The organism is Arthrobacter sp. Hiyo1, from assembly GCF_001263615.2.
Classification (GTDB): domain Bacteria; phylum Actinomycetota; class Actinomycetes; order Actinomycetales; family Micrococcaceae; genus Arthrobacter.
Genome location: NZ_DF952468.1, coordinates 700923 through 705209, shown reverse-complemented (window position 1 = coordinate 705209; position 4287 = coordinate 700923). Strand labels below are relative to the sequence as shown.

Here is a 4287-nt window from a genome sequence, read left to right as displayed (position 1 = left end):
CACCCTCGCCCGGGCCACACAAGTCATCGCCAGCCTCGACCACGACGAATGGCACGCCCACGAGGCCGCCATCCGCTCACACCTGGTCGAAGGCCTCAAGGAAATCGACGGCGTGACCGTGCACCAGATCTTCAGCGACACGGATCCCGAGGACACCATCGGCGTCGTGAACTTCTCGCTCCAGGGCTACGACGCCGGACTTGTGGCGGCCTATCTTGCGGCCGAGCACGGCATTGGCCTGCGCGACGGGCGCTTTTGCGCCCACCCGCTGCTCAAGCGCCTCGGTCTTCCCTCCGGATCCCTCCGGGCCAGTTTCGGCGTAGGGTCGCGTTTGGAAGACGCCACTCGGCTCATCGCGGGCATCCAGGCGCTCAAGAGCAATGGCCTCGGTTGGGACTACGTGGTGGACGCCGGCCGGTGGGTGCCCGCGAACGATCACCGCAGCTACCCGGAATGGGCTCCCAACACTCCGGGGACCGCGGGCGCAGCTCCCTGCAGCATCGACTGATTGCGGTAGATTCGTAGGGTATTTTTCCTGTCCTACGAAGGAGTTCCCGCGTGGCCCCGCGACCCAAAGGCACGTCAGCCGGCCCCAAGCTCTATGAGGAACGGCGCCTTGAACTCGGTCAGAGTTTCCAGGACGGCGGAGAGCACTATGACCGAGTCCGGCCCGGATACCCCGCGGATTCAGCTGACTGGCTGCTGCCGGAAGGCGTGCGGGACGCGGCAGACATCGGCGCCGGCACCGGAAAGTTCACATCGCTCCTCGTCGAGCGCGCGCTGGCGGTGTCCGCAGTGGACCCCTCCACGGACATGCTCACGCAACTGCGCAAAACGTATCCACAAGTGATCGCTCTGGAGGGCAGTGCCGAGGCAACTGGACTGGCGGACTCAGCATTCGACGTCGTCAGCGTTGCCCAGGCATGGCACTGGTGCGATCCCCTCGCCGCCAGCACCGAGATCGCCCGGATCCTTCGGCCCCAGGGTGTGATCGGCTTGATCTGGAACCAGCTGGACACGTCGGTGCCCTGGGTCCATCGTTTGTCTCGCATCATGCATGCCGGCGATGTCCACAAACCGGACTTCCGGCCTGTGGTGGGCCGGGAGTTCGCCGGCCTCGAAAGCCATGTGACGCGTTGGGAGGATCCCGTGACTCCGGCGGACATCCTCGAACTCGTGAAGTCGCGCAGTTACTACCTGAGGGCGAATGAGACCACCCGGGCCAAGGTGACGGGCAATCTCGAGTGGTACCTTTTCGAGCATCTGGGCCATGCCGAGGGCGAGGTCATCCCCTTGCCCTATCTCACGCAGAGCTGGCGGGCGCGGAAAGTCTGATGCGGCCGGTTCACGATAGGCTTGGAACCGTGAAGACCAGTGCGCCCTCCTCCTCGATCGAGGACTACGTCAAGGTCATCTACTCCTTTACGGAGTGGCAGGACAAACCCAAACCCATCACGTCCTCACAGCTCGCGCAACGGCTCGGCGTCGCCAATTCCTCCGTCTCGGAGATGGTCCGCAAGCTCAAGGACCAAGGGCTGGTGGACCACCAGCCCTACAGCGCCATTTCCTTGACCCCCCGGGGAATGCAGCTTGCCCTGGGCATGGTCCGCCGCCACCGCCTGATCGAGACATACCTGGTGAGGGAGTTGGGCTACAGCTGGGACGAAGTCCATGACGAGGCCGAGATGCTCGAACACGCCGTTTCGGACACCTTCATCGATCGCATGGCCACCAAGCTGGGCAACCCCGGACGCGATCCCCATGGGGACCCCATCCCTGCCGCGGACGGTTCGGTGAGCCTGCCGCATGCGCACCGCATGATCGAGCTCGACGACGGCCATTCCGGCAAGATCACGCGGATCAGCGACGAAAACCCGGAGTTGCTGCGGTACTTGTCCGCAGAGGAAATCGACCTCGACGCCACCATCCAGGTGATTGGCCGCAAGCCGTTCGGTGGGGCCCTGGTGGTCCGGATCGGAAAGGGTCCGGGCAGCCGCGACTATGATCTCGCGGATGAGGTCGCCTCGGCGCTCTGGGTGGCCACCGACGTCGAACACGACGGCTGCGTCCTCGCGGAACACTAACGAAGCCCTGTTGTGGAAGGCGCTGTTCAGGCGCGCTGGGCAGCCGTCCCGCCGTCGTCGGGCGCTTGACCTTCGGGAGAGTCCACTACAGCAGCGCCCAGCACCGGGTTCCGGATCCCGACGGCGGATGCCACCGCCCCGAGGAAGAACAGCACGGCCGTGACCACGACGGCGTTCATGAGGCCTTGGCGGCTGAAGACCGGCCGATGATGAGCCCGGCAAACGCGATGCAGATCAGGCCTGCGATACGGGCAACAGCGTTGTTCACTGCGGAACCGATCCCTGCCTCTTCCGTGGGTACCGCGCCGAGGATGGCCGCGGTGAGGGGCGCCACCAAGGTGCTCAGGCCGATCCCGAAGACGATCTGCCCGGGCAGCACTTGCGTCCAGTAGTTCAAGGGCTCCTGGACGGCCAAGGTCATGAGGAAACCGATTCCGCAAATGAATGGTCCGGCCGTCATGAACCACCGCGGACCGTATTTGCCGGCCAGCCCGCCGAAGAATGAGGCCGTGAGCATCAGGAGGACCGTCGCGGGGAGCAACGCGATGCCCGCCGTGGTGGCCTTCATCCCTCCCACCTGCTGCAAGTAGATGCCCACGGCGAAGAAGCCCAATGACAGGGCGCCGTAAATGGCGAGCGTGGCAATGTTTCCCCAGCCGAAATTTCGGATGCCGAAGAGCCTCAGGGGCAGCATCGGTTCAGGGGTCCTGGCCTCGTGGACCAGGAAGAGGACCAGGCCGACGGCTCCGAGGGCGAGCGGCATCCAGACCACCATGTTGCCCCAGCCATGCGCCCTTGTTCGATGAAGGCGTAGACAGGGCACCGAGTCCCACCATGGCAAGGAACGCGCCGAGGTAGTCGATCTTCTTGCTCGTGTCCGTGGCGGCATCGGACTTCCGCAGCCCGGCGAGGATCGGCCAGACGGCGACGGCCGGAATCACATTGATGAAGAAGATGACGCGCCAGGACAGCAGATCGACCGATGCGCCGCCGATCAGCGGCGCGACGATGGCGGCCGCGCTGGTCCAACCGGACCATTGGCCGATTGCCTTGGACTGCGCGGGACCGGAAAAGAACGTGACGATCATGGCAAGCGAACTCGGGACAAGCAGGGCACCGGCGATCCCCTGGAGGCGCGCGATACCACCAGCACCTCGCCGTTCCAGGCGAGGCCGCAGGTGACGGAGGTGAGGGTGAAACCGGCGAGTCCCCATTCCAGGATGCGTGCACGGCCGAAGTGGTCGGACAGGGATCCCGCGACCAGGATCAGCGCGCCCAAGGTCAACAAGTAGGCATCCACCACCCATTGCTGGATGACAAGCCCACCACCCAGCTCGCGGCCAATCGCCGGGAGCGCGAGGTTCACCACGAAGCCATCCAAAATGGCAATGAAGGAAGCCACAATAGCCACAACAAGGACCCGCTTTTGAAGCGGGGTGCTTGGCAGCAGGGCCGCTGCGTCGGTCATGAGCACAGCCTACGCCTGCTTGTCAGCTCCCGTCCGGATCCCAGCACGATCGTGCCTCGGCGAAAGTCCCGTATCGTTGAATGGTGATTAGCAGACGTGACGCCGCACTGGCCCTTGATATTTCGATGGAAATGGCCCAACGCCACGGCATCCCCTCCAGGCTTTCACAAGCCGAACTGAACGAACTGCAAGACAATCCGCCCCAGTGGCTCGTCCAATCCCGCGCCAACCGCACCGGCAAGCGCCCTGTCTGGGTCCACTTGAGCTGCGTCGTGTGCGGCTACACAGAGGCCGCGCGTCCCAAGAAATGGTGGCCGGAGTTCACCTACGTCTTCTGTGGCCACCACCGGAACAGCGAGGTTCCCGGAATCCTGCCCGGCGAAGTCCGCAGCGAGTACGAAGGAATCGGCTCCCGGTTCGTGGGCGTCGTGGACGTCCCGGCTCCGAAGGCTGGCCACTAGGCCGTCCGGCTGTCGGTTGATTTCGGGTGAAACAGGCGTAGCTTACAAGGAGAGGGCCTTTCAGGACCCTCTTTGCAGGATCTGCAGGGAAGATCCGTAGTTAGGGAGCATGACATGCCTGACAAAGCGCCTCACCAGCACGAGACGAAGAAGAGCATCAAGTCCATCAAGGAGAAACGGGCAGTGAAGCGTGCCAAGCACGAATCCGACGCCGCAGTGGATCCGGTGGCCCATTTGAGGATGCGGAAGAAGTAGCAAAAAAGCCGGAGCCAGC

Annotated in this window: 5 protein-coding genes and 1 pseudogene; 5 read left to right on the top strand and 1 reads right to left on the bottom strand. The window is 64.0% G+C overall.

Features of this window, described 5'->3' with window-relative positions:
- The 3 genes from AHiyo1_RS03115 to AHiyo1_RS03105 form a co-directional block, all read left to right on the top strand.
- Nucleotides 1–508, top strand: a 508-nt coding sequence (locus AHiyo1_RS03115) for an aminotransferase class V-fold PLP-dependent enzyme (RefSeq protein ID WP_113990539.1), incomplete at its 5' end; no start/stop codon positions are given.
- A gap of 50 nt (nucleotides 509–558) precedes the next feature.
- Nucleotides 559–1335, top strand: coding sequence for a class I SAM-dependent methyltransferase (locus AHiyo1_RS03110; protein ID WP_059387590.1), 777 nt, complete (start codon nucleotides 559–561; stop codon nucleotides 1333–1335).
- Nucleotides 1336–1364: 29 nt separating this feature from the next.
- On the top strand, nucleotides 1365–2084 hold the full coding sequence (locus tag AHiyo1_RS03105; protein ID WP_059387592.1) for a metal-dependent transcriptional regulator: 720 nt from the start codon (nucleotides 1365–1367) through the stop codon (nucleotides 2082–2084).
- 26 nt (nucleotides 2085–2110) lie between these two features.
- On the opposite strand, the pseudogene AHiyo1_RS03100 reads toward AHiyo1_RS03105, so the two are convergent.
- A pseudogene (locus AHiyo1_RS03100) lies at nucleotides 2111–3558 on the bottom strand (MFS transporter).
- A gap of 74 nt (nucleotides 3559–3632) precedes the next feature.
- Between AHiyo1_RS03100 and AHiyo1_RS03095 the strand changes: the two are divergent.
- Together AHiyo1_RS03095 and AHiyo1_RS24405 are read left to right on the top strand one after the other, a co-directional pair.
- Nucleotides 3633–4013: a hypothetical protein gene (locus tag AHiyo1_RS03095; RefSeq protein ID WP_253257134.1), complete on the top strand. Its 381-nt coding sequence runs from the start codon at nucleotides 3633–3635 to the stop codon at nucleotides 4011–4013.
- A 114-nt stretch (nucleotides 4014–4127) separates the two neighbouring features.
- Nucleotides 4128–4268 carry a hypothetical protein gene (locus AHiyo1_RS24405; RefSeq protein ID WP_172465476.1) on the top strand — a complete coding sequence of 47 codons (141 nt, stop codon included), beginning with the start codon at nucleotides 4128–4130 and terminating at the stop codon, nucleotides 4266–4268.
- Nucleotides 4269–4287 lie beyond the last annotated feature (19 nt).

Coding starts and splice junctions, on each gene's coding strand:
- AHiyo1_RS24405 (WP_172465476.1), top strand. CDS start 4,128: ATGCCTGACAAAGCGCCTCACCAGCACGAGACGAAGAAGAGCATCAAG.
- AHiyo1_RS03095 (WP_253257134.1), top strand. CDS start 3,633: ATGGTGATTAGCAGACGTGACGCCGCACTGGCCCTTGATATTTCGATG.